The organism is Plantibacter sp. ME-Dv--P-122b, assembly GCF_030209375.1.
GTDB lineage: Bacteria > Actinomycetota > Actinomycetes > Actinomycetales > Microbacteriaceae > Plantibacter.
Window position 1 is genome coordinate 183,957 of the sequence record NZ_JARVSC010000001.1, and the last position, 24,818, is coordinate 208,774.

Genomic DNA, 24,818 nt, shown 5'->3' on the forward strand with positions numbered 1-24,818 from the left:
CAGAGGTGCGCAGGCGCGTCTCGGGAAGGGAACGACATGGCGACCGTCATCCAGTACCAGGAGCTCGGCTCGGCCGACGTCCTCGAGCTCGTCGAGGTGCCGACGCCTCAGGCGGGCCCCGGCGAACTCGTCGTCGAGGTGCGCGCCGCGGGCGTGAACCCGATCGACTGGAAGCTCCGCAGTGGTGTCCGCGGCGGCGAGCTGCACGGCACCCGACGTGTCGGAAGCGACGGCGCCGGGGTCGTCGTCGAGGTCGGCGACGGCGTCGAGGGCTGGTCGATCGGCGACGAGGTCGTGGTCGTCAACGCGTCCGGGACGTACGCGACCCACGTCGTCGTCACGCCCGACCAGATCATCCGCAAACCGGAGGCCATCTCCTTCGAAGAGGCGGCGGCGATCGGCATCCCCGTGAGCACGGCCTACCAGGCGCTCCGGTCGCTCGGCGTGACCGAGGGGACGACCCTCCTGATCCACGGCGGATCGGGCTCGGTGGGGCACGCCGCCGTGCAGTTCGCCGTGGCCTGGGGAGCGACCGTCGTCGCCACCGCGAGCGAGGGCAACCACGCACGCCTGCGGGAGCTCGGGGCGATCCCCGTCACCTATGGTCCCGGGCTCGTTGAGCGCGTGCGCGAGGCGGCCCCGCAGGGCGTCGACCGCGTGCTCGACGCCGTCGGCACCGACGAGGCGCTCGAGGCCTCGTTCGAGCTGGTCGACGACCGGCAGCACATCGGCACGATCGTCGTCGGTGCGAAGGCGGCCGACCTCGGGATCCAGGCGTGGTCCGGAGGCAACCCGCTCCCGCTCACGGCGCAAGAGCAGGCCTGGCGGGCGGAGGCGATCCCGGCGGTCGCGTCCCTCGTCGAACAGGGGCGCTTCAGCTTCGAGCTCGGCACCGTCCGGCCCCTCGCCGAGGCCGCCGAGGCGCACCGCGAGAGCGAGTCGGGCCACCCGAGCGGGAAGCTCATCCTCGTCCCCTGAGTGCCCTTCGACAGGCTCAGGGACCGGGATGAGGCCGGGATCGGGGGAGTCGGCCGGGTGCCCTTCGACAGGCTCAGGGACCGGGATGAGGACAGGACCGGGGGAGTCGACCGAGTGCCCTTCGGCAGGCTCAGGGACCGGTGGGGGTTCCCTACTCCGGACCCTCGCCGAAGCTGTCGCCGACGGGAGCGCGGTCGGCGAGGTCGTCCTGGTCGTCCAGGTCCTCGACCGCGTCCTCGGTGTCCGCGTCGTCGAGCCCGGCATCGCCGACGACGTCGTCTCCGCCGACACCGTCACCGGCGTTGCTCAGGCCGCCGTCGCCGGGGGCCGCGTCGTCGGCCGATCGGTCGACCGCACCGCCGTCGGGCACGATACCGCCGACCGAGCTGTCGGTCTGGTCTTCACCTGGCACGTGTGCCTGGGCACCAGGGCCGCCGTGGGCCAGGGCGTCTCGTTGGGCGTCTGCTGCTGCTGGATCCATGGGGTTGCTCATGATGGCAGCGTAGAACGGACGCGGCGTCCCGGCGGGGGCTTGGCTCCGGCGGGCTCGACGCCTATCCTCCGCGCTTGACGACGGACCGGACGCGGTGTCGAGGGCCCTTCGACAGGCTCAGGGACCGGGGCAGGCTCAGGGACCGGGGCAGGCTCAGGGACCGGGGTGGGTCAGCGGCCGGTGTGCTGCGCGATGATCGCCTTGATGCGGTCGACGTCGGCCGGCACGATCTCGAAGCGCTGCTCGAGCCCCTCGATGCCCTCGAACGCCTCGGGTCGCTCCGGCTCCTCGCCGAGCGCCTCGCGGACGATCTCGGCGAACTTCGCCGGCAGCGCGGTCTCGAGGACGAGCATCGGGACGCCCTCGCGCAGGTGGCGGCGGGCGACCGTGACGCCGTCGGCGGTGTGCGGGTCGATCGTGACGCCGTAGCGCTTGTGGACGTCGCGGATGGTGGCGACGCGGTCGGCGTGCGTGCTGCGACCGGAGACGAAGCCGAACTCGCTGATCCGCTCGAACTCGGGCGTCCCGGAGAGGTCGAATCCGCCCTCCTCGTCGAGGGACCGGAACAGCTCACCGAGGCGGGTCGCGTCCTGACCGACGAGGTCGTAGAGGAAACGCTCGAAGTTCGACGCCTTCGAGATGTCCATGCTCGGGCTGGAGGTGTGGTGCGTCTCGGCCGCCGAGCGCGGGCGGTACACGCCCGTGCGGAAGAACTCGTCGAGGACGTCGTTCTCGTTCGTCGCGACGACGAGCTGGTCGATCGGGAGGCCCATGGAGCGGGCGATGTGCCCGGCGCAGACGTTGCCGAAGTTGCCGGACGGCACCGAGAACGACACCTTCTGGCCCGGGCCGTCGGTTGCGAGCAGCCAACCGTGCACGTAGTACACGACCTGCGCGACGACGCGGGCCCAGTTGATCGAGTTGACCGTACCGACGGCGTGCAGCGCCTTGAACGGAGCGTCCTTCGAGACGGCCTTCACGATGTCCTGGCAGTCGTCGAAGTTGCCCTCGACGGCGAGGTTCACGATGTTGTCGTCCTGGAGGCTGAACATCTGCGCGCGCTGGAAGCTGCTCATGCGGCCGTGCGGGCTCAGCATGATGACGCGGATACCGGCCTTGCCGCGCATGGCGTGCTCGGCCGCGCTCCCGGTGTCGCCGGAGGTCGCGCCGAGGATGTTGAGCTCGTCGCCGCTCTTCGCGAGCGTGTACTCGAAGAGGTTGCCGAGCAGCTGCATCGCCATGTCCTTGAAGGCGAGCGTCGGGCCGTTCGAGAGGCCGAGGAGCTGCAGCTCGGTGCCGCCCTCCTCGCCGAGGGTGCGCAGCGGGGTGATGAGTGAGGCGTCGTCGCCGGCGCGACCGTTCGAGTACACCTTGGCCGTGTAGGTGCGACGGGTGATGTCCTGGAGGTCGGCTGCGGGGATGTCGTCGGCGAACTTCGATAGCACGGCGAACGCGAGGTCGGCGTACGACAGCTCCCGCCACGACTCGAGCTCGTCAGCGGTGAGCTGCGGGTATTCGGCCGGGAGGTAGAGGCCGCCGTCCGGGGCGAGCCCGCCGAGGAGGATGTCCGAGAAGTGCTGGGGCAGGTCGTGGCCCCGCGTCGACTGATAGTGCATGACCGTCTCTCTCATCCGGTTGGAAGCCCGATCTCCAACCTTGCCATATCGGGGGTCGACGCGCAGAGGCCCGCCGTCATCGTGACCGGCCGCTATGCGCGGGCGAGCTCCTCGCGGATCGCGGCGACGAACGCGTCGATGTCGTCCTCCGTGGTGTCGAACGAGCACATCCAGCGGACCTCGCCCTTCGCCGCGTCCCAGTCGTAGAAGCGGAAGCGTTCGCGCAAGCGGTCGGGGACGCCCGCGGGCAGGGTCGCGAACACCGCGTTGGCCTGGGTCGGCTGGCTGAAGCCGAGCCCCGGTGCCTCCCCGGCGGCGATGAGGGCCTCGAGGGAGGTGCGGAGGCGCGCGGCCATCGCGTTCGCGTGGGTCGCGGAGCGGAGCCAGAGCCCGTCGCCACCGTCGGCCGCCGGCTCGAGCAGGGCGATGAGCTGCGCCGCACCGAAGCGCATCTTGGACGCCAGCTGCATGTTGAGCTTCCGCAGGTAGACGAGGCCCTCCGACGCCGACGGCTCGAGGACGACGATGGCCTCGCCGAACATGAGTCCGTTCTTCGTCCCACCGAAGGAGAGCACGTCGACGCCGGCATCGGCGGTGAACGCGCGCAGCGGGACGCCGAGGGCTGCGGCGGCGTTGGCGATGCGGGCACCGTCGAGGTGGAGCTTCATGCCGTGACCGTGCGCGTGGTCGGCGATCGCACGGATCTCCTCGGGCGTGTACAGCGTGCCGAGCTCGGTGGTCTGCGTGATCGAGACGACGAGCGGCTGTGCACGGTGCTCGTCGCCCCAGCCCCACGCCTCGCGGTCGATGAGGTCGGGCGTGAGCTTGCCGTCGGGGGCGTCGACCGTCAGGAGCTTGATGCCACCGACCCGCTCCGGCGCGCCGCCCTCGTCGGAGTTGATGTGCGCGGTCGACGCCGAGATGACGGCACCCCAGCGCGGGAGCATGGACTGCAGACCGACGACGTTCGCACCGGTGCCGTTGAAGACGGGGAACACGGCGACGTCGCGGCCGAAGTGGTCCGCGAAGACCTCGTGCAGCCGACGGGTGTAGTCGTCCTCGCCGTACGCGATCTGGTGGCCGCCGTTGGCCGCCGCGAGGGCGTCGAGGATCTCGGGGTGGACGCCGGAGTAGTTGTCGGAGGCGAAGCCGCGGATGCTGATGTCATGCAGAGAGTCGGTCACTGATCCATCCTCGCGCATGCCACACGCAGCTTCCGTGCATCGCGGGCCGACTTCCTGCGTGCTCGGGTCGCCGTCGGGCATGTTCACAATTCAGGAGCGCCCGGGCGTGGCGCCCCCGCGCCGTGCGTGTCGGCGGGGACGCGCCGAGGCGCTCCTGAATTGTGAACCGAGAGACGGGGTCAGTCGGCGGCGTGACGGGGGCCGTCGGAGGAGGGGACGACCTCCTCGGGCACGGCGTCGATCGCCGCGTCGACGTCGGCGTGCGCCCCGGGCTCCGGCTCCGCGTCAGGGGTCTCCTGCGCGAGCGCGTGCTCGTAGGCGAGCGCGTGCACGGCGATCGAGGAGGCGACTGCGGCCTGCTGCTCGTCCTCGGCGGAGGGCTCAGCCGGCTGTTCGGCCGCCAGCGCGGCGGCCTGCTCGGGCGTCAGCCGGGCGTCCTGGTCCTCCTCGTCCTCATCCACGAGGTCGAGCACGATGGGCTCGTCGCCGTAGATGTCGCCGGCCGGATCGCCCGCGAGCGGGGCCGGCGCGGGGAGGCGCTGCTCGGCGTCGAGGAACTGCTTGGCCTCGAAGGCACCCGGGTTGAAGACCTCGTCGATCCCGCCGAGCCCGCTCATGCCTTGAGCGCTTCCGAAAGCTTGACCCGGCCACCCATTTTCAGCAGCGAGTTCTCGTAGATCCGCGAGCCGACGAGGATGACGAGCGCCGCCGTGACCGCGAGGATCAGCAGGGACAGGATCGGCTCCCACCACTGCGCCGACCCGACGAAGAGACGGACGGGCATGCCCACGGCTGCCGAGAACGGCACGTAGGACATGATCGTCATCACCACCGGGTTGTCGTTGAAGAAGATGACGGCGAAGTACGGGATCATGATCAGCATCGTAATCGGGGTCGTCGTCGATCCGATGTCCTCTTGACGTGAGACCAGCGATCCGGCGGCGGCGAACAGCGCGGCCAGCAGGATGAAGCCGAGCACGAAGAACACCACGAACCAGACGACCGGGGTCCCGAGGCCGGCGAGCAGCTCCGTCTGGCCCGTCACCGTCAGTCCGATCACGGACAGGGCCGCGATCGCCAGGATCTGCCCGAACGCCAGGATGCTGTTGCCGAGCACCTTGCCGGCGAGGAGCGCCTTCACGGGGATGGCCGACATCAGGATCTCGACGACGCGGGTCTGCTTCTCCTCGACGACGCTCTGCGCGATCGACGCCCCGAAGGTGGTGGCGGAGACGAAGAACACGAGGCCGAACCCGAGCGACACGATGTAGAGCAGGAAGCCGGCGGAGCCGTCGGCGTCGGGATCGAGGATGGTGACCTGTGGCTGCGCGCTCAGTTGCATGATGAGCGTGTTGGAGGCCTCGGAGTCGAAGATGACCTGGACGCCGGTGGGGTTGTCGTCGGTGGCCGGTGCGATCGCCGCCTCGACGTCGCCCGACTTCACGAGGGCTTCAGCGGCGGCGACGTCTGCCGCCTCGGTCACGTCGAAGGTCTTGCCGTCGACGAGTCCCGCACCCGCGTTCCCGACGACCGCGACCTTCGTGGTCTCCGACGCGGTGTTCTTCGCGAGGAACCCACCGACGACGATGCCGGCGAGGATCACGAGGAGCAGGATGCCCGTCGAGATGAGGAAGGTCTTGCTGCGCAGACGCATCTTGACCTCGCGCTCGGCGACGAGACCGATGCTCTGCACGAGGCTGGGGGAGGCCGGGCCGGAGCGACGACGACCGGCGGGCTGGATCGGGGACGCGGTTGCCGTGGTCACTGGATGACCTCCTTGAAGATCTGGGCGAGGGTGGGTCGGAGGGGGGCGAAGCTCGTGACGTCGCCGTGGGTCAGTGCCTCACGGAGCACGGCCTGCGCCGCCTGGGCGTCATCGGCGTCGAAGAGGGCGTAGCCGCCGTCGAAGTCGACGACGGAGATCCCCGGACGCTCGCGCAGCCAGCCGGTGTCGGCCGCGGTGAGCAACTCGTAGCGGTTTCCGGAGTGGGCTTCGCGGAGGGACTCGCGCGAACCGGAGGCGCGGATCCTGCCGCCGGCGATGATCACGAGGTCGTCGCAGAGGCGCTCCACGATGTCGAGCTGGTGACTCGAGAACAGGACGGGGGAGCCGTTCGCAGCGAACTCGCCGAGGACGCCGACGACCACGTCGACCGCCATCGGGTCGAGGCCCGAGAACGGCTCGTCGAGGACGAGGACGTCGGGGTCGTGGACGAGCGCCGCGGCGATCTGCGCGCGCTGCTGGTTGCCGAGCGACAGGCTCTCGAGCGCGTCGTTCCGGCGCTCGCCGAGGCCGAGGCGCTCGAGCAGCTCGCCGGCGTTGCGCTTGGCGGCGTGGGTCGTGAACCCGTGGAGGCGGGCCAGGTAGACGAGCTGTTCCTCGACCCGCATCTTCGGGTAGAGGCCGCGCTCCTCCGGCATGTAGCCGAACCGGCGGCGATCCTCCGGGGTGAGCGGGGTGCCGTCGAGGGTGACGGTTCCGGCGTTCGCGGCGAGGACACCGAGCAGGATGCGCATCGTCGTCGTCTTGCCGGCGCCGTTCCCGCCGACGAACCCCGTCATACGGCCGGGGGCGACCTGGAAGCTGACGTCGTCGAGCACCTTCCGCTCGCCGTACGACTTGTCGATGTGGCTGAGTTCGAGCATCGGCCGCCTCCTGTGATCTGCGTGCTGGACCGAGTGTCCGGCGTCGGGTTCTCCCGGTATGGCGATCACGCTACGCGGCGCAGTGGGCCGCCGGCATCCGCCGCAGGACGGGTTGACGCGACGACGCCCGGTCCCCTTCTCCGTCGAGTGGGGGATACCGGGCGTCGTGGACCAGCCGAGCGCTGGATCAGGCGGGGCGGGACTCCGGGGAGACCGTCTTCGAGGGGTCGGTCTCGGCGACGGAGCCGATGGCCTCGTCGATGCGGGCGATGACCGCGTCGTCGAGCTTCACACCGGCCGCGGCGGCGTTCGCGGTGACCTGTTCAGGACGCGAGGCCCCGACGATCGCACCGGCGATGTTGTCGTTGTGCAGCACCCAGGCGAGCGCCAGCTGCGCCATGGTGAGGTCGAGCTCGTCGGCGATGGGCTTCAGCTGCTGGACGGCCGTGAGCACCTCGTCGTCGAGGAAGCGCTTGATGGTGTCGGCGCCGCCCTTCTCGTCGGTCGCCCGGCTGCCCTGCGGGAGCTCGGCGCCCGGCAGGTACTTGCCGCTGAGGACGCCCTGCGCCACCGGCGACCAGACGATCTGCGAGATGCCGAGTTCACGCGAGGTGGGGACGACCTCCTCCTCGATGACCCGCCACAGCATCGAGTACTGCGGCTGGTTCGAGATGAGCTGGAAGCCCAGCTCCTTCGACAGGGCGTGGCCGGCACGCAGCTGCTCGGCGTTCCACTCGCTCACGCCGATGTAGAGCGCCTTGCCCGCGCGGACGACGTCGGCGAAGGCCTGCATCGTCTCCTCGAGGGGCGTCTCGCTGTCGTAGCGGTGGGCCTGGTACAGGTCGACGTAGTCGGTGCCGAGACGCGTGAGCGAGCCGTCGATCGACTCCATGATGTGCTTGCGCGACAGCCCGACGTCGTTGTGCCCCTTCGGGCCGGTGGGCCAGTAGACCTTCGTGAAGATCTCCAGGCTCGCGCGTCGTTCGTCCTTGAGGGCGTCGCCGAGCACCTGCTCCGCCGCCGTGTTCGCGTAGGCGTCGGCGGTGTCGAAGGTGGTGATGCCGGCGTCGAGGGCGGCGCGAACGCTCGCCGTGGCGACGTCGTTCTCCACCTGCGAGGCGTGGGTCAGCCAGTTGCCGAAGATGATCTCTGAGATCTTGAGTCCGCTGTTGCCGAGGTATCGAAATTCCATGGTCGTCACGCTACTCCTCGCATCCGACCGACCGACGGGGTTGCGCGGAGACGGAGCGAACCCTCAGCTGCGCGGCGACGCCAGGCCGTGCTCGTAGGTGTAGATGACCGCCTGGATGCGATCACGGAGGGCGAGCTTCTGCAGCACCTTCGAGACGTGGGACTTCACGGTCGCCTCGCCGACGAAGAGCGTGGTCGCGATCTCCTGGTTGGACAGGCCCTGAGCCACCAGCTGCAGGACCTCGCGCTCGCGCTCGGTCAGCTGCTCATAGTCGGCACCGGTCGTCGGCGAGACCGGGACGGCGGGGTCCTGCGCGGCGTCCTCGACGGCGGGACTCTGCCGGGTGAACCCCTCGATGACCCGGCGGGTGACAGCCGGAGAGAGGAGCGCCTCGCCGCCCGCGATCACCGAGACCGCTGCGACGAGTTCCTCCGGCGAGGAGTTCTTCAACAAGAACCCGCTCGCGCCGGCACGGAGCGCCTCGGCCAGGTAGTCGTCGCGGTCGAAGGTGGTGAGGATGAGGACCGCGGCGTTGGTGTCCGGATCCGCGACGATCCGGCGGGTGGCCTCGAGGCCGTCCATGCCGGGCATCTGCACGTCCATGCAGATCACGTCCGGCGCGAGCGTCGTCGCCAGCGCGACGGCCTCGGCGCCGTCCGACGCCTCACCGACGATCTCGATCCCGGGCTGCGATCCCAGGATGATGCGGAAGCCGGCACGCAGCAGCTCCTGGTCGTCGACGAGGAGGATGCGGGTGGGCTGCTCGGTCATGCCTGGTCCTTCGTGGTGGTGGTCTGGGGTCGTCCCGCGGCGGAGGACGCGAAGCGGGCGTCGGCGATGGACGCGGCGACGGGCTCCATCGCCTGGTCGCCCGGCCGGCCGAGCGGGATGGCGGCCCGCACGAGGAAGCCGCCGCGGGCGCGTGCCCCGACCTCGAGGACGCCGCCGGACGACGCCACGCGCTCCCGCATCCCGATGAGTCCGAGCCCGCCGCGCCGCGCCACCGTCGGGACCGTCCCCGTGTTCGTGACCTCGAGCTCGACCGCGTCGTCCAGATAGCGGAGTCTGAGTTCGGCCGTCGCCGCGGTGCCGCCGTACTTGCGGGCGTTCGTGAGCGCCTCCTGCGCGATCCGGTACAGGTTGAACGACACGACAGCCGGGATCGCGACCGGTGCGCCCACGAGTTCGAACCTCGTCGGCAGCCCGTTCGCCGTCGATTCATCGGCGAGCCGCCCCAGCTGGCCGACACCGACGGTCGACGGGCTGCTCTCCTCGTCGGTCGGTTCGCCGTGCGCACGCAGCGTGCCGAGCATCTTGCGCAGCTCGTCGATCGCGCTCCGAGCGCCGAGTTCGACGTTCGTGAGCGCATCCCGCGCGGCGGCAGGGTTCACCTCGAGCACGGTGCGCGCGGCTCCGGCCTGGACCCCCATGACCGAGACGTGGTGGGCGACGACGTCGTGCAGCTCGCGCGCGATCCTCACCCGCTCGAGGGCGACCGCCTGCCGGGCGGACCGGGCGCGCTCCGCCTCGAGCTCGGCGGTGCGCTGCTCGAGCGCCGCCCGTTCCCGAGAGGACTGGTACACGCGCTCGCCGAAGAAGTAGGCCGCTCCGAAGTAGAGGATGTTCGTCAGGATCTGGATGAGGATGAACGCCACGAGGGGGGAGAACAGCCCCACCCGGGAGAGGCTGGGCAGTGCGTCGGGGTCGGTCGCCTGGATGAACATGGAGATGAGCAGCCAGACGAACATGGCCACGATGATGAGTACGCGGACGAGCGCAGCGCGACGTCGGTTCGGGACCCACGCCCCGACCGTGTAGATCGCGAGGAACAGGGCGATGTTCGTGAAGAGGACCTCGGGTACGAGCACCGTGCCGCCCACGATGAACATGACGGCGACGACGATCGAGACGGAGCACGGGAAGCGGCGACGGAACGCGAGCGGCGCGGTGATGCCGATCGCCCAGAGGACGGACGCCCACATCGGTGCGGGCTCGGGGTAGAACCCGGCGATCGTGTACAGCGTGAGGCTGAGGAGGGTGCCGACGCCGAGGGCGATGGCGAGGATGATGTCGGATCGCTGTTCCGACGGCGTCGCGGCCGGACGCCGCCACTCGGCGTCGTAGGGGTCGACCGGGCGTTCCTCCTGCTGGTCGACGGCGGGCTCGCTCATGCCGTCCACGCTAGCGCGACGCCCCGCCGGGGACATCCGTCGAGCGACGGAGCGGAGGCTCGGACCGGGGTGTGGCGCCGGCGGTCCGGCGTTCGAACAAGAGCCCGGAGCGGCACTCAGGAGAGTGCTGCTCCGGGCTCCTCCGCGGCACGGTCGGGTCAGGCCGCGGATCGCCCCGTGATCCCGGCGGTCGACGCGATGACGTCCGCCATCTTCTTGCCGAGCGCCTCATAGAACATCGACAGGGGGAACTCGTCGTCGAGGACCGCGTCGGTGAGTCCGCGCGGCGGTCCGCTCAGGATCTCGTCGGAGAGCCCACGCGCCCACTGCGACGCGGGGTGTGGTGTGAGCGTCGTCCGGACGAGCTCGTAGGCGGCGAGCCAGTGCGCGGTCTTCGGACGGTCGATCGAGCGCCAGTACAGCTCGTCGATGCTCTCGCCGAGCCGCACGACCACGTCGGGGACCGCGTCCCAGTCGATCGTGAGCCTGGTGTCGGTCCAGTGCAGCACGCCGTGCTGGTGCATCCACGCGAACAGCAGCTGGCCGCCGACGCCGTCGTAGTTCCGGACGCGAGAGCCGGTGATGGCGAACCGGAAGATGCGGTCGAAGATGATCGCGTACTGGACGAGCTTCGCGTGCTCGAGGATCGCCACGTCCGCCGCGTCGAGCGTCTCGGTCTCCGCACGGGTCGTCAGCGTGCGCTCCAGCCGGACCGACTCGCGGAACGCCGTGAGGTCGCAGCGCAGCTCCTCGAGGGAGTACAGGAAGAACGGCATCCGCTGCTTGATCATGAACGGGTCGAACGGGAGGTCACCGCGCATGTGCGTGCGGTCGTGGATGAGGTCCCACATGACGAAGGTCTCCTCGGCCAGCTGCTGGTCGTCCAGGAGGGACGCGGCGTCGGCCGGGAGGTCGAGCTTGGTGATCTCGGCCGCGGCTCGGACGACTCGACGGTACCGGGCCGCCTCGCGGTCCTGGAAGATCGCACCCCAGGTGAACGCCGGGATCGCGCGCATCGCGACCGTCTCGGGGAAGAGGACCGCCGAGTTCGTGTCGTACCCCTGCGTGAAGTCGAGGAAGCGGATCGGCACGAAGAGTGCGTTCGTGTAGTCGCCGGCCTCGAGCGCGGCGATGAACTCGGGCCAGATGACCTCGACGAGCACGGCCTCGATGTGGCGGTCGGTCGAACCGTTCTGCGTGACCATCGGGAACACGACGAGGTGTCCCAGACCGTCCACGCGATGCCGCTCGGGGTGGAAGGCGACGAGCGAGTCGAGGAAGTCCGGGACGCCGAAGCCGTCGCGTTCCCAGCGGTCGAAGTCGGCGACGAGGGCGTCGAGGTACTCGGCGTCGTGCGGGAAGTGCGGAGCGAGGGTGCGGACGCTCGCGACGATCGTGGCGACGTGCCCCGCAGCCGGCCCGTGGTCGGTCGCCTCGGGGATCGAGCCGTCCTTCACCTGGACGGCCTGCAGCGCGGTCGCGGCGGCCTTGAGGTCCGTCCAGGCCGGGTGCCCGACGAGCGCGGCGGCGTCTTCGACGACCTCCGGCTCTCCGACGATGCTCTTCGTGTGGGTGGTGGCGACGTTCGACATGGTGAACCTCCTTCCGCGTGCGCAGGCGTCACCCGGGGTGGGTGGCGATTCCTTCGAGCGTAGGGGCGGAGGGGGTGCGGATTTCTTGCGTCACGAGCGACTTCGCTGCAACATTCGGCCGTTCGCGCTGGGGAACTGCACGGCGGACCGCGGCGGGCCGCTACCCCCAGCGGCGCTTGATCCAGCGGTCGAGGACCCCGACGAGCGCATCGGTGATCGCGCCGAGCAGCGCGAGCACGATGATGACGAAGAAGATGCGGTCGACCCGACCGTTGTTCTGCGAGTCCACCAGACGGAATCCGAGTCCCATGGACGAGGCGATGAGTTCCGCCGCCACGAGGAACAGCCACGACTGCGCGAGCGCGAGCCGGAGGCCGGAGACGACCGAGGGCGTCACGGCGGGCAGCTGCACCGTCCGGAACAACGCGACACCGTTCAGCCCGAACGCGCGGCCGGCCTCGACCAGGTGCTTGTCCACGTGGCGGAGCGCGGCGGAGACCGTCGTGTACACCGGGAAGAACGCGCCGATCGCGATGAGCGTGATCTTCGACTCCTCACCGATCTTCAACCAGAGGATGAGCAGCGGGACCCACGCGAGCGACGGGACGGCCCGGATCGCCGCGAAGGTCGTCGACAGCAGGATGTCGCCAAGGCGCGAGAGCCCTACGACCGCGCCGAGGACGAGACCGAGCACGGCACCGATGAGGAACCCGATCAGGACGCGCTGCACCGAGATGGCGACGTCCTGCTGCAGCCAGCCGCGCTGCGCGAGATCCACGCCGGCCGCCCAGACCTCGGCGGGTGCCGGGAGTTGCGAGGCCGGGACGAGGCCGAACGCGGTGACGAGCTGCCAGGCTCCGAGGATGACGACGGGGACGACAAAGCCGCCGAGGACGACGACGATCCTGCGGGACCCGAGGACGGCGCGCGCGTCGCGGCCGGACTGGGTCGCCTGGGCACCCGCGGCAGCGGTGGTGCCGAGACCGGCGAACTCGGTCATGGGTTCCTCTCGGGAGGGTTCAGGGGCCGGACTACTTCGCGCCGATGGCGGTCGGGTCGGCGTCATCCACGAAGCTCGGGTTGAAGAGGTCGGCCAGGGCGTCGTCGACCTTGTCCTGTGACGACACGTCGCCGGACTCCACGAAGATCGGGCCGATGATCGACAGGACCTGCTCCTGCGCCTTGCCCGGCGCCGGGTCGACGTCGAGGTTCGAGCGCTCCGTGATGACCTTCGTCGCCACGGCGAGGTCGAGGCCCGCGGCGTCCGCGAGGATCTGCGCCGTCTCGTCGGGGTTCGACGCAGCCCATTCACGAGCGTGCTCGTAGGCGTTCACGACGGTCTGCGCGACGTCCGGACGCTCGTCGATGAACGACTCGGTGGCGGCCAGGATGCCGTAGCTGTTGAAGTCCACGTTGCGGTAGATGAGCTTCGCGCCCGCCTCCTCGGCGCCGGCCATGATCGGGTCGAGACCGGCCCAGGCGTCGACGGAACCGTTCTGCAGGGCCGCCCAGCCGTCGGCGTGCTGGAGGTTCTCGATCGTGACGTCTGAGGCGGACAGGCCGGCCGCCTCCAGCGCCTGCAGGAGGAAGAAGTAGGGATCGGTGCCCTTCGTCGCGGCGACCTTCTTGCCCTTGAGCTCGGCGACGTCCGTGATCGTCGAGCCCTGGCCGACGACGATCGCCGACCACTCGGGCTGTGAGAAGACGTCGATCGCCTGGATGGCCGATCCGTTCGCCCGGTTCAGGAGCGCGGCGGACCCGGCGGTCGACCCGACGTCGATCGCGTCGGCCCGCAGCGCCTCGTTGGCCTTGTTGGAGCCGGCCGACTGGACCCAGTTGACGGTGACGTCCTGGTCGTCGAGTGCGTCCTCGAGCCAGCCCTGGTCCTTGATGATGAGGGAGAGCGGGTTGTAGGTCGCGAAGTCGATGTTGAGCGTGCCGCCCTCGGTGGTGCCGGCGGTGCTGTCGCCGCCGGCCGCAGGAGCGTTCTCGCCCGCGACGCAGCCGCTGAGGAGGAGCGCTGCCGCGGCGGTCGCGGCGACGAGGGCCGCGCGCCCGGCGCGGGAGGTGGTGAAGCGGCGTCGTGAGGTCATGCGTTGGTCCTTGCTGTGGATCGGTGCGGGATGACGGCGGAGGTGGTGGGTGGCTCAGTACGGGAAGTGCGGGATGGACGGGAGTCGTTGGTCGCCTCGGGAGAGACCGTGGCGGTCGATGCCGAGTCCGTCGAGGAGGCGGCCGCGCAGCTCGGCGAGCTCGGCCGACCCGCGGTCGCGCGGGCGGTTGCCGGGGACGGTCACGGTCTGCGCGATGGTCGACCCGGGGTGTCCCTCCTCGCGACCCAGGAGGATGACCCGGTCGGCGAGCTGGAGGGCCTCGTCGACGTCGTGCGTCACGAGCAGGATGGTGGTGGGCGCGGCGAGGTGGATGGCGAGCAGCAGGTCCTGCATCTTCAGCCGGGTGAGGGCGTCGAGGGCGCCGAACGGTTCGTCGAGGAGCAGGACGCCCGGCCTGCGGGCGAGGGCCCTGGCGAGTGAGGCGCGTTGCGCCATGCCGCCGGAGACCTCCCGCGGGCGGTGGTCGGCGAAGTCCGCGAGCCCGACGAGTTCGAGCAGCTCGGCGACGCGGGCGCGCCCTTCGGCTGCGGGTGTCCGCTTGGGCAGACCGAGTGCGACGTTCGCCGCGATGGTGCGCCAGGGGAGGAGTCGAGGCTCCTGGAAGCCGAAGGCCGTGCGCGGGTCGATGCCGTCGACGGGCGTGCCGTCGATGCGCACGGAGCCGGCGGTCGGGTGGTCGAGGCCGGCCGCGATCCGCAGCAGGGTGGACTTGCCGCAGCCGCTCGTGCCGAGGATCGCCACGACCTCGCCGGCCTCGGCGGTGATCGTGACGTCGCGCAGCACGGGCCGCGGGGCGTCGGCGCGTTTGCCGGCACCGCTCGCGAAGGTGCGGCCGACCCCGGTGAACGCGACCGTGGAGGCACGATCCGCCGAGCCGGCGGGGACCGCGTCGCGGGTGACCGGCGAGCTCGCGGCGAGCGGGCTTGGGGCAGCGTTCGTCATGGGTCTCGGGCTCCAGGGGGTGGGGTGCCCGCCATGCTACGCGAGGGTGACGGACCGCTCTCGGTGGCCGAAACAGAGCGTCACATTGGCGCCCGCCGGTGACATCCGGAGGGTTCCGGTGTTATGCGTCCACTACCAGCTACCGACCTGCGTGAGGGCGACGTCGAGGATGGCGACGGCCTCCTCCCGGTTGACGCGGGCGAGCAGTAGCGCGCTGACCGACAACGACGTGAGCTGCCGGGCGGCGGCGGCGAGTTCGTCGGCGTCCGCCTCGGGACGGGCCAGGGCGAGGGCATCCGAGACCGCGGTGGTGAGCTCGGCCCGGTAACCGTCGACGACCTCGCGCAGTGCATCGTCGTGGGCCGCGAGGCCGGCCGCGCTGTTGAGGAGGAGGCAGCCGCGGCGGGGGGAGTCGTCGGGCAGGGTCGCGATGACGGTCTGCACGCCGGAGAAGTACGTGGTGAGTCCGGCTCTGCCGTCCGTCGCCCGCGCGAGGATCGAGAGACGCGGTCGGATGACGGTGTCGAGGTAGTCCTGCACGGCGGCGTCGAACAGCCCGCGCTTGCTGTCGAAGGCGTGGTAGAGGCTCGATCGGCGCAGACCGGTGGCCGCTTCGAGGTCGGCGAGGGAGGTCGCCTCGTACCCGCGGTCCCAGAAGACGTCACGCGCCGCCTGGACGACCGCGACCGTGTCGAACTCCTGCGTGCGTCCCATCGATGTCTCCTCCCGGCTCGGTCGGCCCTCCGGACAGACGGGTTGTGTACCGAGCGTTCTACTATTATAGTAGACCCATCGGTACAGAATGTCGCTCCACCCGGACGACTCGACGCCGATCTCCCGGAAGGCCCGTCCCATGCTCGTCGTCAGTCTCGTCCTCGTCGGCATCGCCGCCCTCCTGCACGTCTACATCTTCGTGCTCGAGTCGCTGCGCTGGACCGAGCCGGCAACGCGCAAGACCTTCGGCACCACGGAGCTGGAGGCGGAGACCACCCGCGGCCTCGCATACAACCAGGGCTTCTACAACCTGTTCCTCGCGATCGGCACGATCGTCGGCATCGTCTTCCTGATCACCGGCTCGACCGGTATCGGCGCGGCGCTCGTGTTCGCCTCGGCGGGTTCGATGCTGCTCGCCTCGCTGGTCCTCATCACCTCGGACCGCACGAAGGCCCGCGCCGCGATCGTCCAGGGGACCGCCCCGCTGCTCGGACTCATCGCGCTCGTCATCGCGCTGGCCGTCTGACACCTCCCCGACGCCCCGGGCGTCACCCCGTCCGCAACCCGACGACGTGCTGCGCCCTCCCACCGAATCACCGCACCAAGGAAAGGCACCACATGAACACCCCCGCGCTCAGCACCCAGATCCAGCTCGTCTCGCGACCGGTCGGCTGGCCGACCGAGTCCGACTTCCGGACCGTCTCCGTCGAACTCCCGGAGCTCGCGCCCGGCCAGCTCCGGGTCCAGAACCTCTTCCTCTCCGTCGACCCCTACATGCGCGGTCGCATGAACGACGCCCGCTCCTACGTCGCGCCGTACCAGCTCGGTGAGACGATGACCGGCGGCGCCATCGGCCGGGTCGTCGAGTCGGCCGCCGAGGGCTTCTCCGTCGGCGACGTCGTCCTGCACCAGTTCGGCTGGCGCGACCTCGTCCAGGAGGACGCCAGCGGGTTCCGCGTCGTCCCTGAGCTCCCCGGCGTCCCGCTGTCCGCCTACCTCGGCGTCCTCGGCATGACGGCCCTCACCGCGTACGTCGGTCTGCTCGAGGTCGCCAAGTTCCGGGAGGGCGACACGGTGTTCGTCTCCGGTGCGGCAGGTGCCGTCGGCACGATGGTCGGCCAGATCGCCCGTCTCAAGGGCGCGAAGCGCGTCATCGGTTCGGCCGGATCGGCTGAGAAGGTCGCCCTGCTGACGGAGAAGTACGGCTACGACGCCGCCTTCAACTACAAGGACGGGCCCGTCACCGAGCAGCTCGCGGCCGCAGCACCCGACGGCATCGACGTGTACTTCGACAACGTCGGCGGCGAGCACCTCGAAGCGGCGATCGACGCCTTCAACGACGGCGGGCGCGCAGCGCTCTGCGGCGTCATCTCGCAGATCAACGACACCGAGCGTGCCGAGGGCCCGCGCAACCTGTCGAACATCGTGACCCGCGGGCTCACCCTCACGGGCTTCACCGTCGGCAACTACACGCAGCACTTCCCGGCGTTCTCGGCTGAGATGGGCGCCTGGTTGCAGAACGGCGACGTCGTCTTCGACGAGACCGTCTACGAGGGCCTCGACCACACGCTCGACGCGTTCCTCGCCCTCATGCGCGGCGCCAACACCGGGAAGATGGTCGTCAAGCTCTGACGCGATCCCTCGACTTCGCCTGACCCTGGCGACCGACGGCCCGTCCACCCGCTCCGGGTGGACGGGCCGTTCGCCGTCGTCAGACCGCTGCGAGGACCCCGCCGGCCGCATCGATGCGGGCCATCGCGAGACGTTCGGCGGCGACGAGCGTCGTGACGCCCTCGGCGGCGGCGTCCCGGTAGATGGACTGCACGGTCCGCCCGATCGCCGACACCCGCTGCTCGATGGCCGCGGCGTCGGCGCCCGGTTCGGATGCCATGGCGAGGTAGATCACACCGCCGGCGTTCGCGACGAAGTCCGGCGCCCACAGGATGCCGCGCTCTTCGAGGGCCACCGCGTCGGCGCGGGTGGCGAGCTGGTTGTTCGCCGCCCCAACAACGGCGCGACACCGCAGCTGCCCGATCACCCGGGCGTTCAGGGCGCCGCCGACACCGCACGGCACGAAGAGGTCCGTCTCGACGAGGTGCTCGTCGCCCGGTTCGATCCAGCTGGCGCCGATCTCCTCGGCGAGGGTGCGCTTCCGCGGGTCGACGTCGGTGACGATGAGGCGAGCACCCTCGGCCGCGAGCCGTCGGGCCAGACGGCCGCCGACCTGGCCGAGCCCGGAGATCGTCGCCCGGTGGCCCGCGACGAGCGGCGTGCCGAAGACCGTCTCGAGCGTCGCGGTGATGGCCGCGTGCACGCCTGCCGCCGTCGCCTCGCTCGGTTCGCCGACGCCGCCGCGATCGGCGGGCAGGCCGCTGACGTGATCGGTCCGTTCGGCGACGACGGCCATGTCCTCGGCGGTCGTGCCGACGTCCTCCGCGGTGCGATACGCGCCGCCGAGCGCTTCGACCGCGTCGCCGAGGTCGAGCATCGCGTCGCGACGCTCCGCGGGGCCCAGGGTCATGCCGACGGGCAGGTGGATGACGGACTTCCCGCCGCCGTGCGCGAGACCGGCGGCCGCGTTCTTCATCGTCATCCCCGCCGCGAGGCGGAGGGAGTCGTCGACGGCCTCGAGCCAGGACCCGTACCGCCAGAGTCGCGCGCCGCCGAGGGCCGGTCCCAGGGCGGTGGAGTGCAGGGCGACGCTGATGGTCAGCCCGGAGCGCGGTCCGCGGCTGATGGAGAGGCGTTCGTGGGGGAGGGTGGTGCTGTGCATCGCGTCGCTGGACGCGACCGGGTCGAATGACGTCATCGTCGGATCTCCTCGTGGGTGATTGGTGCGGGCTCCTGGTGGGAGCGGATCGCGGGGCGATGGTGGTGCCCGGCTCTCCTCCCCAGATTCTCCACGTCCGCCCGTCGGTCCACAACCGTCGGCTCGGCCGGGCCGCCGGACGGGCTGCGCCTAGGCTGGACGGCATGGGTGGAGTGCTGACGGGGTTCGCGATCATCGGCACCGTCATCCTCGTCGGCTACCTCGCCGGCCGCTTCGAGGTCGGGGGCCCGACGACCGGGCACGTGCTCAACCGGGTGGCGTTCTTCGTCACCAACCCGGCGCTGCTGTTCACGGTGCTCGCCACGGCCGACCTGCACGAGGTGTTCAGCAGCTTCATCTGGGTCGCCCTCGCGAGTGCCCTGTCGGCGGCCGCACTCTTCGTGCTGCTGAACGCCGTGTGGCTGCGCAAGGACCTCTCCGTCGCGACGATCGGTGCGCTCGGCTCGGGTTACGTCAACGCCAACAACATCGGCATCCCGGTCGCGGTCTACGTCCTCGGTGAGGCCGGCTACGTCGCCCCGGTCATCCTGCTACAGCTCCTCGTCTTCGCCCCGATCGCGCTCACCATCCTCGATGTCAGACAGCGCGGCTCCGTCTCCTTCCTCGGTGTCGTGACGCAGCCCTTCCGCAACCCGATGATCGTCGCGTCGATCGTCGGCGTCGTGCTCAACCTGTTCGGCGTCCGGCTGCCCGAGCCCGTCATGGCTCCGTTCGAGCTCCTCGGCGGTGCGGCCGTGCCGCTCATCCTCATGGCGTTCGGGATGTCGCTGCACGGCATGCGGCCGTTGCAGGCCGGCAGCGGACGTCGGGAGATCTTCGTGGCGACGGCGATCAAATCGATCGTGATGCCCGTGTTCGCCTACCTCATCGCCCACGTCGGCTTCGGGCTGAGCGGCACGCCGTTGTTCGCCTCCGTCGTCCTCGCGGCCCTCCCGGCGGCCCAGAACGTCTACAACTTCGCCAGCCGATACGAGCAGGGTGTCACGCTCGCCCGCGACACGGTCCTGCTGACGACGATCCTCTCCGTGCCGGTCCTCGTCGTCGTCGCCGCCCTGCTCGCCTGACCCCTGGAATAGGTCCGTCCGGAGCGCCGCTGTCCTCCGAAGAATGGACAGCGATGGCCGGAAATGCCGAACGTTCGCGACTACTCTTGGGCGGGCACGACTGAGATATACCACCGTCCAGTCCGGCGGAGCGCCGTCGGACCCGACCCGATGGGACGACATGACCGAAGGCACGACCCCACGACACGAACGTTCCGGAGACTGGGCCGAATCCCGCGAGACCGTCGGCGACGAGATGCTCGCCGTGCAGGACTTCTCCGGTGAGGAGGAGGGGTACCACAAGACCCTCAAGCCGCGGCAGATCCAGATGATCGCGATCGGCGGCGCGATCGGCACCGGGCTCTTCCTCGGTGCGGGCGGGCGCCTGAACAGCTCCGGCCCGGCGCTCATCCTCGTGTACGCGCTCTGCGGGTTCTTCGCCTTCCTCATCCTTCGCGCCCTCGGTGAACTCGTCCTCCACCGCCCGTCCTCGGGCTCGTTCATCTCCTACGCGCGTGAGTTCTACGGCGAGAAGATGGCGTTCGGTGCCGGGTGGCTGTACTTCCTCAACTGGGCGATGACCTCGATCGTCGACGTCACCGCGGCCGCGCTCTACATCAAGACCTTCGGCAAGCTCTTCGGCTGGAAGGAGCTCGAGGACTTCCCGCAGTGGGTCTTCGCGCTCGCCGCCCTGGTGGTGGTGCTGGCGCTCAACCTCGTCTCCGTCAAGCTGTTCGGAGAGATGGAGTTCTGGTTCGCGCTCATCAAGGTGTCGGCGCTCGTGATCTTCCTCATCGTCGGCGTCTGCTTCATCGTCTTCGGCGGACGCACCGACATCGGCGCCGTCGGATTCTCGGTCATCGGCGACAACGGCGGGCTGTTCCCGGTCGGGGCCTTCGCCCCGATGATCGCGATCTCCGGTGTGGTCTTCGCCTACGCGGCCATCGAGCTCGTGGGTACGGCGGCCGGCGAGACGGCCGAACCGAAGAAGATCATGCCGAAGGCCGTCAACACGGTCATCTTCCGCATCGCGATCTTCTACGTCGGCTCGGTGCTGCTCCTGTCGCTCCTCCTCCCGTACACGGCGTACCAGGCCGGCGAGAGCCCGTTCGTCACGTTCTTCTCGCACATCGGGTCGGAACAGGCCGGGGCGATCTCGGCGTCGGTCATGAACTTCGTCGTGTTGACGGCGGCGCTGTCGAGCCTCAACGCGGGCCTCTACTCGACCGGTCGCATCCTCCGCTCGATGGCCGTCAACGGTTCGGCGCCCGCGTTCACGGGCAAGATGAGCAAGAACGGCGTCCCGTTCGGCGGGATCCTGCTCACCGCGGCGCTCACCCTGCTCGGCGTCCTGCTGAACGCGCTCTACCCGTCGAAGGCGTTCGAGATCGTCCTCGAGATCTCGGCCATCGGCATCATCGGCGGCTGGGCGACGATCATCCTCTGCCAGATCCAGCTGCAGCGCTGGGCGAAGCAGGGCAAGGTCGAGCGGCCGTCGTTCCGCCTGTTCGGAGCACCCTTCACGTCGTATCTGACGCTCGCGTTCCTGCTGTTCGTCCTCGTGACCATGGGATTCTCGGAGACCGGGCGCTGGGTCCTGGCCTCCCTCATCGTCCTTATCCCGATGCTCATCGTCGGATGGTTCGCCGCCAAGCCGCGGATCATGGCCGCCGCGGCCGCACGCGAGGGGCACACGGGCACCTGGCCGGTGGTGGCCGAGCGTCCCGCCATCGATGCCAACAAGCGGAAGCGCGGAGGTGCACCGCGGTCCTAGCGGGACTGCGGGTGCCGCCGGATCGGCGGTTCGCGGAGAATCGCTAAGCGATAGTGATCACTTCGGGTCTGTTTCGAGCATTCCCTTGCACCCCGGGTGTCGGTTCAGCAGGATGTGGGCAACCTCTTCCGTGCACCACCGGACCCCGTTGGAGTTCCCGTGAACCGTCGTCTCCGTCTCGTCGCCGTGCTCGCCGCGTGCGGCATCGTCGTCGCCACACCGCTGAGCGCTGTAGCGCAGGCACCTGCCCCGACCCCGGCCGACACAGTCGCCTACGAGCCGAGCGACGCGATCATCGCGAATCCCGAGCGCGGCTTCGACCACACGAACAACACGCACTACTACCCCGAGGGGACCGATGGCGGGCCGGGGTACACGCCGCTCGACGTCGCCACCCTGGCGGCCTACCGAGAGGAGGGCATCACCGAACTCGTCCGCGTCTTCTACATGGAGCGGTTCGTGGCCGAGCCGAGCCTCGACCCGGCCTGGCTCGCGCTCGTCCAGGCGGACTTCGACGCGGCCCGTGCTGCGGGCATCTCGATCATCCCCCGCTTCGCGTACCTCGCGGGCGGCGACTGGCCCTACACGCCGCCCTATGGCGACGCCCCGCTCGACATCGTGCTCACCCACATCGAGCAGCTCACGCCGATCTTCCAGGACAACGCCGACGTCATCTCGGTCGTCCAGGCCGGCTTCGTCGGCCTCTGGGGTGAGGGCTACTACACGGACCACTTCGCCGCGGACCCGGCGAACCCCGGTGTCCTCACGGACGAGGACTGGGCGAAGCGTCGCGCGGTCGTCGAGGCGCTCCTCGAGGCGGTTCCCGCCGACCGCTCCATCCAGGTGCGGACCATGAACATGAAGCAGAACATCCTCGGGGTGCCGTCCGGGACCGCCGGAGCCATCACCGAGGCGCAGGCGTTCGACGGCAGCGCCATCTCACGCATCGGTCACCACAACGACTGCTTCCTCGCGGCGCCCGACGACTGGGGCACCTACCTGTCCGACCCGATCTCCCTCGATCAGGACTACCTCGCGCAGGAGAGCGACTGGGTGCCGGTCGGCGGTGAGACCTGCAACGTGAACCCGCCGCGGTCGGAGTGGGCGACCGCCTCGGCCGAGATGGAGCGCTACAACTTCAGCTACCTCAACTGGGACTACCTGCAGGACGTCCTGCAGTCCTGGGGGCAGGAGAACCTCGACACCACCGCGAAGCGACTCGGCTACCGCTTCGTCATGACGGAGAGCTCGGTCGTGGACGGCACACTCTCGCTCACGGTCCGGAACGACGGTTGGGCGGCTCCGTACAACAGCCGGCCCGCCTACCTCGTGCTGTCGAACGCCGAGCGCACGGTGCGCGTCCCGTTCGGCTCGGACGCCCGCACCTGGGGTGCCGGGGAGACCGTCACGCTCCAGGCGTCGCTCGCCGACGTGCCGGCCGGTCGCTACGACACGGCGCTGTCGCTGCCGGCCACGCACGAGTCGGTCGCGGCGAACCCGCTCTACGCCGTGCAGACCGCGAACGTCGGCACCTGGGACGCGGCGACCGGCGTGAACAGCCTGCAGCGTCAGGTGACGGTCGGCGGCGACGGCGTCGTCATGGCCGAACCGGTCGCCGGTGCTGCGGCCAGGTTGCCCGACACGGGCGTCTCGTCGCTCGCTCCTGCGGTCCTCGGCGGTGGCGTGGTGGCACTCGGAGCCCTCGCGCTCCTGCTCGCCCGCCGGCGTCGGAACGCCTGACCGGACTCGAGTGAGGGGGCGCCGGTTCAGCCGAAGATCATCGGCGAGTCGTCGTCCTCTTCCTCGGAGAGGGTGAAGTCGAGGTCGACGACGACGGGCACGTGGTCGCTCGGGCTGTCGCCCTTCCGCTCGTTGCGGTGGATCGACGCCTCGACGACGTGATCCGCGAAGGCCTGCGAGCCGTAGATGAAGTCGATCCGGAGGCCCTCGTTCCGCGGGAACCGGAGCTGCTTGTAGTCCCAGAAGGTGTAGCCCTCGGGGACGAACGGTCGCACGGTGTCCTGGAGGCCGGCGTCGACGAAGGCCGCCAGAGCCGCGCGCTCGGGCTCCGAGATGTGGGTCGAGCCCGGGCCGAAGCTCGGGTCGCCGACGTCGGAGTCGAGCGGAGCGACGTTCCAGTCGCCCATGAGTGCGAGTGGCAGCTCGGGGTTCTCGGCGAGCCAGGAGCGGGTGTCGGCTTCGAGCGCGGCGAGCCAGCGGAGTTTGTAGCCGTAGTGCGGGTCGCCCACCGCGCGGCCGTTGGGGACGTAGAGGCTCCAGAGGCGGACGCCGTCGACCGTCGCCCCGATGGCGCGCGCTTCGAGTGGCAGGCCGTCGGCGTCGAACCCGGGACCGTCGAGCGCGAGGCTCGCCGGTGGCTTGCCGAAGCCGGGCATGTCGGGGAAGCCGATCTGCACGTCCTCCATCGGGAGACGGCTGGCGATGCCGACGCCGTTCCACTGGCTGAGCCCGTGCAGCTCCACCTGGTAGCCGGCCTTCGTGAAGGCCTCCATCGGGAACTGCTCGGGCTTGCACTTGAGCTCCTGCATGGCGAGGACGTCGACGTCCTCGCGGACGAGCCAGTCGACCACGCGGCCGACGCGGGTACGGATCGAGTTGACGTTCCAGGTGGCGATGCGCATGCCCCAACGCTATCGAACCTGTTCGCAACTCAGGACGGCTGCGGAGTGTCGGGGCCGGGGCAGGCGACGAGCGGTCGGCACGCCGAAGGCGTCCTGAATTGCGAACCGACGGATGGGGGATTGGGCGGAGGTTCCCAGGGATGGCGAGCGGGTGTCGCGTAGCGTCGAGGCATGACGACGTCCACCGCCGCCACGTTCAGCCTGTCCAGCGCCTCGACCGGAGGTGACAACGCCCTCGGTGGGGTCGCCGATTGGGCGGTCGATCTCATGGAGACCCTCGGTGGTCCGGGAGCCGGGCTCGCCATCGCTCTCGAGAACCTCTTCCCGCCGCTGCCGAGCGAGATCATCCTCCCGCTCGCGGGGTTCGCCGCCAGTCAGGGCAAGCTCGGGCTCATCGAGGTCCTCGTGTGGACGACGGCCGGTTCGGTCATCGGTGCGCTCGCCCTCTACGCGATCGGCGCGGTCCTCGGACGCGATCGCATGCGTCGTCTCGCCGAGCGCGTGCCGCTCGTGCACGTCGAGGACGTCGACCGCGTGGAGGCGTGGTTCCAGAAACACGGCTCGAAGGCGGTGTTCTTCGGGCGGATGCTCCCGATCTTCCGGAGTCTCATCTCGATCCCCGCCGGTGTGGAACGGATGCCGGTCCTGCGGTTCACCCTGCTCACCTTCGCGGGCAGTGCCATCTGGAACACCATCTTCGTCCTCGCCGGGTTCTTCCTCGGTGAGCAGTGGCACCTCGTCGAGGAGTACGCGGGGATCCTCCAGAAGGTCGTCATCGCGGGCGTCGTGATCGCCGTCGGCGTCACGGTCTGGCGCGGCGTCAAGCGGTACCGCCGGGAGCGCAGCGGCGCCGACGCGCAGACGGACGCCTGAGCGCGGTCCTGCGG

At 70.0% G+C, this 24,818-nt stretch carries 23 protein-coding genes; 7 read left to right on the plus strand and 16 right to left on the minus strand.

Features of this window, described 5'->3' with window-relative positions; translation table 11 throughout:
* Positions 1-36 precede the first annotated feature (36 nt).
* Positions 37-978 (plus strand): NADP-dependent oxidoreductase, encoded by a 942-nt coding sequence (locus QRN19_RS00950; RefSeq protein WP_285024658.1) that lies wholly within the window; start codon positions 37-39, stop codon positions 976-978.
* Between the two features lie 151 nt (positions 979-1,129).
* On the opposite strand, the gene QRN19_RS00955 is transcribed toward QRN19_RS00950, so the two are convergent.
* The 14 genes from QRN19_RS00955 to QRN19_RS01020 all read right to left on the minus strand — a co-directional run bounded on the left by QRN19_RS00955 (position 1,130) and on the right by QRN19_RS01020 (position 15,642).
* Positions 1,130-1,471 carry a hypothetical protein gene (locus tag QRN19_RS00955; protein WP_285024659.1) on the minus strand — a complete coding sequence of 114 codons (342 nt, stop codon included), beginning with the start codon at positions 1,469-1,471 and terminating at the stop codon, positions 1,130-1,132.
* Between the two features lie 170 nt (positions 1,472-1,641).
* Positions 1,642-3,087, minus strand: coding sequence for a threonine synthase (gene thrC / locus QRN19_RS00960; protein ID WP_285024660.1), 1,446 nt, complete (start codon positions 3,085-3,087; stop codon positions 1,642-1,644).
* Positions 3,088-3,179: 92 nt separating this feature from the next.
* The gene (locus tag QRN19_RS00965; RefSeq protein ID WP_285024661.1) at positions 3,180-4,289 is read right to left on the minus strand and encodes a threonine aldolase family protein; all 1,110 of its coding nucleotides are present in this window, start codon (positions 4,287-4,289) and stop codon (positions 3,180-3,182) included.
* A 161-nt stretch (positions 4,290-4,450) separates the two neighbouring features.
* Positions 4,451-4,888, minus strand: coding sequence for a hypothetical protein (locus QRN19_RS00970; RefSeq protein WP_285024662.1), 438 nt, complete (start codon positions 4,886-4,888; stop codon positions 4,451-4,453).
* Positions 4,885-6,036, minus strand: coding sequence for an ABC transporter permease (locus QRN19_RS00975; RefSeq protein WP_234994084.1), 1,152 nt, complete (start codon positions 6,034-6,036; stop codon positions 4,885-4,887). Before QRN19_RS00975 ends, QRN19_RS00970 begins: the two co-directional genes overlap by 4 nt.
* Complete coding sequence (locus QRN19_RS00980) at positions 6,033-6,917, minus strand: ABC transporter ATP-binding protein (RefSeq protein WP_285024663.1); 885 nt, start codon at positions 6,915-6,917, stop codon at positions 6,033-6,035. The genes QRN19_RS00975 and QRN19_RS00980 overlap by 4 nt, the downstream gene beginning before the upstream one ends.
* 187 nt (positions 6,918-7,104) lie before the next feature.
* The gene (locus tag QRN19_RS00985; protein ID WP_064295523.1) at positions 7,105-8,109 is read right to left on the minus strand and encodes an aldo/keto reductase family protein; all 1,005 of its coding nucleotides are present in this window, start codon (positions 8,107-8,109) and stop codon (positions 7,105-7,107) included.
* Between the two features lie 63 nt (positions 8,110-8,172).
* Complete coding sequence (locus QRN19_RS00990) at positions 8,173-8,880, minus strand: response regulator (RefSeq protein WP_285024666.1); 708 nt, start codon at positions 8,878-8,880, stop codon at positions 8,173-8,175.
* On the minus strand, positions 8,877-10,280 hold the full coding sequence (locus QRN19_RS00995) for a sensor histidine kinase (RefSeq protein ID WP_285024668.1): 1,404 nt from the start codon (positions 10,278-10,280) through the stop codon (positions 8,877-8,879). The genes QRN19_RS00990 and QRN19_RS00995 overlap by 4 nt, the downstream gene beginning before the upstream one ends.
* Before the next feature lie 158 nt (positions 10,281-10,438).
* On the minus strand, positions 10,439-11,872 hold the full coding sequence (locus QRN19_RS01000) for a DUF6421 family protein (RefSeq protein ID WP_285024669.1): 1,434 nt from the start codon (positions 11,870-11,872) through the stop codon (positions 10,439-10,441).
* 160 nt (positions 11,873-12,032) lie between these two features.
* Complete coding sequence (locus QRN19_RS01005; RefSeq protein WP_285024671.1) at positions 12,033-12,872, minus strand: ABC transporter permease; 840 nt, start codon at positions 12,870-12,872, stop codon at positions 12,033-12,035.
* Positions 12,873-12,903: 31 nt separating this feature from the next.
* A complete protein-coding gene (locus tag QRN19_RS01010; RefSeq protein WP_285024672.1) occupies positions 12,904-13,965 on the minus strand; it encodes an aliphatic sulfonate ABC transporter substrate-binding protein in 1,062 nt (353 codons plus the stop codon).
* A 54-nt stretch (positions 13,966-14,019) separates the two neighbouring features.
* Positions 14,020-14,928 carry an ABC transporter ATP-binding protein gene (locus QRN19_RS01015; RefSeq protein ID WP_285024673.1) on the minus strand — a complete coding sequence of 303 codons (909 nt, stop codon included), beginning with the start codon at positions 14,926-14,928 and terminating at the stop codon, positions 14,020-14,022.
* A 132-nt stretch (positions 14,929-15,060) separates the two neighbouring features.
* The gene (locus QRN19_RS01020) at positions 15,061-15,642 is read right to left on the minus strand and encodes a TetR/AcrR family transcriptional regulator (RefSeq protein ID WP_285024674.1); all 582 of its coding nucleotides are present in this window, start codon (positions 15,640-15,642) and stop codon (positions 15,061-15,063) included.
* 139 nt (positions 15,643-15,781) lie between these two features.
* Here QRN19_RS01020 and QRN19_RS01025 point away from each other — a divergent pair, with 139 nt between their 5' ends.
* Positions 15,782-16,168 (plus strand): DUF1304 domain-containing protein, encoded by a 387-nt coding sequence (locus tag QRN19_RS01025; protein WP_285024675.1) that lies wholly within the window; start codon positions 15,782-15,784, stop codon positions 16,166-16,168.
* 92 nt (positions 16,169-16,260) lie between these two features.
* The gene (locus QRN19_RS01030; RefSeq protein ID WP_086473072.1) at positions 16,261-17,274 is read left to right on the plus strand and encodes an NADP-dependent oxidoreductase; all 1,014 of its coding nucleotides are present in this window, start codon (positions 16,261-16,263) and stop codon (positions 17,272-17,274) included.
* A 79-nt stretch (positions 17,275-17,353) separates the two neighbouring features.
* Here the strand turns inward: QRN19_RS01030 and QRN19_RS01035 are convergent, their stop codons facing one another.
* The gene (locus QRN19_RS01035; protein WP_285024676.1) at positions 17,354-18,451 is read right to left on the minus strand and encodes a Glu/Leu/Phe/Val dehydrogenase family protein; all 1,098 of its coding nucleotides are present in this window, start codon (positions 18,449-18,451) and stop codon (positions 17,354-17,356) included.
* Between the two features lie 164 nt (positions 18,452-18,615).
* Here QRN19_RS01035 and QRN19_RS01040 point away from each other — a divergent pair, with 164 nt between their 5' ends.
* The 3 genes from QRN19_RS01040 (at position 18,616) to QRN19_RS01050 (ending at position 23,029) form a co-directional block, all read left to right on the plus strand.
* Positions 18,616-19,536, plus strand: coding sequence for an AEC family transporter (locus tag QRN19_RS01040; protein ID WP_285024677.1), 921 nt, complete (start codon positions 18,616-18,618; stop codon positions 19,534-19,536).
* 160 nt (positions 19,537-19,696) lie between these two features.
* The gene (locus QRN19_RS01045; RefSeq protein WP_411557828.1) at positions 19,697-21,289 is read left to right on the plus strand and encodes an amino acid permease; all 1,593 of its coding nucleotides are present in this window, start codon (positions 19,697-19,699) and stop codon (positions 21,287-21,289) included.
* Between the two features lie 159 nt (positions 21,290-21,448).
* Positions 21,449-23,029, plus strand: coding sequence for a DUF4832 domain-containing protein (locus QRN19_RS01050; protein ID WP_285024678.1), 1,581 nt, complete (start codon positions 21,449-21,451; stop codon positions 23,027-23,029).
* Positions 23,030-23,055: 26 nt separating this feature from the next.
* Here QRN19_RS01050 and QRN19_RS01055 read toward each other — a convergent pair whose 3' ends face one another.
* On the minus strand, positions 23,056-23,931 hold the full coding sequence (locus QRN19_RS01055) for an exodeoxyribonuclease III (protein WP_285024679.1): 876 nt from the start codon (positions 23,929-23,931) through the stop codon (positions 23,056-23,058).
* A 171-nt stretch (positions 23,932-24,102) separates the two neighbouring features.
* On the opposite strand from QRN19_RS01055, the gene QRN19_RS01060 reads away from it, so the two are divergent.
* Positions 24,103-24,804, plus strand: coding sequence for a DedA family protein (locus tag QRN19_RS01060; RefSeq protein ID WP_285024680.1), 702 nt, complete (start codon positions 24,103-24,105; stop codon positions 24,802-24,804).
* Positions 24,805-24,818: the final 14 nt, after the last annotated feature.